This is a genomic window from Mesorhizobium sp. A556 (genome assembly GCF_054489545.1).
Window position 1 is genome coordinate 1 of the sequence record NZ_JBTMXA010000041.1, and the last position, 3,616, is coordinate 3,616.

Here is a 3,616-nt window from a genome sequence, read left to right on the forward strand (position 1 = left end):
CTGAAGAGCTGGCCATCGAGCTGGGCGCATTTTTCCAAGCAACTAGAGCTACGTCAGCTTTCTGCAGAGGCTGATCAAAAGCAGACTGACGGCTTCCCACCCAAGTTGAGCCCTTCCAAGGGCCCGTTGCCAACCGCGATCGTGGAACGTCTACTTCCGACCTCATCTCTGTCGATCCTAGGTCACTGACGGTTCTCCGAAAGCTGCCGTTCCTGGCGCATCCAACTGTCGGCATGGTCGGGGCCGTTTCCCGCCAGTCCGCTACCGGAGCCAAGTGGGCGGATAGCTGCCATTCGGCAACCGACCCCATCTCGGACCAATCTAGTTTAGCGCAAGAAACGGGTGTTGCGGCTGATCTCAGCGGGTACTGTCCTCTCAATCCCGACCGCGGCAGGAGTTTGTAGAATGACGTCGGACAATCAACAAAGCCGAAAAGCTCACAACGAAACAGTCGACAAGATGCGAAATCCCTACGGCGTGATGGATGTCCCCGACCCGTTCGATAGGCAGGTCGAAGAGTTCGCTGCGACCGCAAATCTCGATGGGTCAGCGAACGATGAAAACGCGTCGGTCTGGTTCAGGGACACAAAGCAAGACATGAACGACACGATCGAAGGCAAGTGGTGCAGTCGCTGGAACGGTGGGCCGGATCCCACGATCCCCGACGATACCAAGGCGAAGTGGAAGCCGGGCCGAGGGGAAGCAAAACTGGTTGGAGACAGGATCTATTTTCTATTTGATTGGGACAATGGCGCGCGGCGGGGCTTGATCGAAGCGCGTTGTAAAGAGCCGGATAGGCTCGTTGGAAAGTACATCAATCTGACCTCTCCTGAGATTAAGGTTCCGTGGGTTGGCATCGTGGTAAACGATCAAAGGATCGACGGGCGTCACGCCGGAGGTCGCCTGGATTTCCGCAGATAGAAACTCTGACCGCGGATGCTATTTGGTCTACTTCCGCGGAACACCTAACCGATAACGTCGGGAATACCGCGGTCGAAGATGACCGGGCCGTGCGCGACAGGCCTCCCGATACGATCGCATTTCCCTGTAGGCATTAGGGCTGCAAAAGCCTCGGAGTCGGCCCAAGACAAGGCGGTGCCGCCTATGTCTACCTGATCTTGTTTGATGGCGCGGCGTTGGATTCGCGATCCGGCAGGGTTTCGACCGCAAGGCGGTCACCAGTCGCCCGACATGCCGAGTCCAAAAGCAGATTCCCTGGGGCATGTCATCGGAGAGGCTCCGATCTCCTGGCTCCAAGCATGAGGCCCCAAGCCGCTTGAACACCGGATGCCTGCCAATTCTCGACCAAGCACGTTAAGTTTACAGTGCCCTTGCATTCCTTTCCGTTGCACCGGCGACCACCAGGCCCATGAGAGGCCCGATGGCCTATGCGTTCACCCAGCATTTGGTCAGCGCGTGACTGCCCATCAATTCGCCGTTCGGATCGTCCACCCAGCCGCCGACCCTGGGGCCGCTGGCATCGATGTAATTGTTGAACATCGGCACGATGACACCGCCTTCGTCGCGCAGGATCGTACCGGCTTGCCGGTACATGACCTTGCGCTTGGCCGGGTCGAGTTCGGCGCGGGCGCCGATGATCAGCTTGTCGAAATCGTCGCGGAAGAAACGTGTGTCGTTCCATTCGGCATCCTTCAGATAGGCAAGCGAATAGACCTGGTCCTGCGTCGGGCGGCCTGTCCAGTAGGACATGGAAAACGGCTGCTTGTTCCACACTTCCGTCCAGTAGCCGTCACCGGGTTCGCGCCTGATGTCGAGCGTGATGCCGCATTTGGCGGCGCTTTGCTGGTAAAGCTGGGCGGCATCGACGGCGCCGGGAAACGCTACATCCGACGTGCGCAACAGAACCGATCCCGTATGGCCCGACTTCTTGTAGTGGAAGGCGGCTTTGTCGGGATCGAACTTGCGCTGCTCGATATCGTCGGAAAACAGTGCATAGGCCTTCATGACCGGCATGTCGTTGCCGACCGTGCCGTAGCCGCTGAGGATCTTCTGCACCATCTCGTCGCGGTCGACGGCATATTTGAGCGCCAGCCGTAGGTCGTTGTTGTCGAACGGCGCGGTGTTGCAGTGCATGATGAAGACGTAATGGCCCTTGCCCGGCACGTTGCGGATTGTGACGCCCGCCGCGCGTTCCAGAAGCTTGACGATCTTCGGCTCGACGCGATTAATGAGATCGACCTGCCCACCCTGGAGCGCGGCCGAGCGGGCGGTGGCGTCGTTAATGACGGTGATCTCGATCTGGTCGGCATGGCCGCGTTCTTCGCGCCAGTAGCTTTCGTATTTCTCACCGACATGGCGCACGCCGGGATTGTTGACCGCTATTCTGTATGGGCCTGTGCCGATACCGGCGATCGGATCATCCCGGCCGCCGTTCGGCTGGATCATCAGATGATAGTCGGCCGCCACATAGGGAAGGTCCGCATTGGGCTCCTTCAGCGTGATGACGACGTTGTCGCCATCCACCTTCACGCTTTCGAACCCGGTCAGGAAAGGCAGAGCCGCGGATTTGGAATCGGCATCGCCATGGCGCTCCAATGTCGCCACGATGTCCTGCGGCGTCAGGTCCTTGCCGTTGTGAAAGGTCACGCCCTTGCGTATCTTGAAGGTCCAGACCTTGGCATCGGGGGAAGAGTCGTAAGATTCGGCCAGCTTGGGCTCGATCTCGCCGCTCGGCGTCACGTCCAGCATCTGTTCGCCCCAGCAGCGGCCGAACGTGTAGGGTATCTGGTTGGTCCATGTGCCGGGGTCGAGGCTGTCGGTAGCGCCGCCTCCGACCATCCCGGCCTTCAACGTGCCACCCTTCGCCGGTGCCTGCGCCCGCGCGGTACCGGCCAGTAAGGCATTGGCGGAAAGCGCGGTGACGCCAAGTACGGCGGCACGGCCGAGAAAGTCGCGCCGCGACAGCCTGCCCACTACAACGAGACCGCTCAGATGTTCCATTTCTGCCGACATGGACGTACTCCTCAGTTCGTGATGCCCGTAGCGCCGCCGCCTGTCTCCCGGCGACTGCGCAAGACCGGTTTGCTAGGCTCTATTTTCCTTGCCCCGCTGTCAAACCCATATGACGATGCCTCCAAACGAGGGAATACCGCCCGCGATGGCCAAACGAGCCGGCCGCCGCTCCTTGGAGAAACGCCGAGTGGAGGTCCAGCCATGGGTAATCGCGCCTGAGGACGACGCGCGGGGCCGAAATGCATCGCCATCGTCGGTCCCCTTTCAAGCGGCAAGACGACGCTTCTGGAAGCCATTCTCGCGCGAACCCTTCGGACGCGCCCACTAGAAGCAGGTCATTCCATTGCTTAATATTGCTGCGACAGCTCGACCAGGGTCTTCTCGCCGGGGATCGCGACAACAGCCACCTTTGCCTTGAATTCGGGGCTGTGGTTACGGCGGGGACGTTTCGTCATGGTCTCTCCTGTTCCCGGCTTTCATGCCGCGTTCAGGCGAAAATTCCACTCATCCCCCCGTCCAGTTTTGCTCATCTATAGAAAATTTGAAACAATTTTCTTGATTGAATTGAACGCTCTTTAAGAGATCATACGTACAACGAGAGTATGGCAAATATACCACGCTCGGCGGGTGCGGAAATGTCGGC

General features: G+C 59.3%; 3 protein-coding genes and 1 pseudogene. 2 read left to right on the forward strand and 2 right to left on the reverse strand.

The genetic code is table 11. The annotated features are described in order from the left end of the window. Together ACX3P0_RS25060 and ACX3P0_RS25065 are read left to right on the forward strand one after the other, a co-directional pair. Nucleotides 1-189, forward strand: a 189-nt coding sequence (locus ACX3P0_RS25060) for a hypothetical protein (RefSeq protein WP_459092906.1), incomplete at its 5' end; no start/stop codon positions are given. A 216-nt stretch (nucleotides 190-405) separates the two neighbouring features. After that, a complete protein-coding gene (locus tag ACX3P0_RS25065; protein WP_459082384.1) occupies nucleotides 406-921 on the forward strand; it encodes a hypothetical protein in 516 nt (171 codons plus the stop codon). A gap of 465 nt (nucleotides 922-1,386) precedes the next feature. Here ACX3P0_RS25065 and ACX3P0_RS25070 read toward each other — a convergent pair whose 3' ends face one another. Both ACX3P0_RS25070 and ACX3P0_RS25075 read right to left on the reverse strand, forming a co-directional pair. Continuing rightward, nucleotides 1,387-2,973 carry an ABC transporter substrate-binding protein gene (locus tag ACX3P0_RS25070; RefSeq protein ID WP_459092908.1) on the reverse strand — a complete coding sequence of 529 codons (1,587 nt, stop codon included), beginning with the start codon at nucleotides 2,971-2,973 and terminating at the stop codon, nucleotides 1,387-1,389. Between the two features lie 350 nt (nucleotides 2,974-3,323). Then, a pseudogene (locus ACX3P0_RS25075) lies at nucleotides 3,324-3,428 on the reverse strand (transposase); the annotation flags it as partial. Between the last annotated feature and the right edge of the window lie 188 nt (nucleotides 3,429-3,616).

What these genes read in the sequence shown, in the direction of transcription:
- ACX3P0_RS25065 (WP_459082384.1), top strand. Translation starts at nt 406, where the DNA reads ATGACGTCGGACAATCAACAAAGCCGAAAAGCTCACAACGAAACAGTC.
- ACX3P0_RS25070 (WP_459092908.1), bottom strand. Translation starts at nt 2,973, where the DNA reads ATGTCGGCAGAAATGGAACATCTGAGCGGTCTCGTTGTAGTGGGCAGG.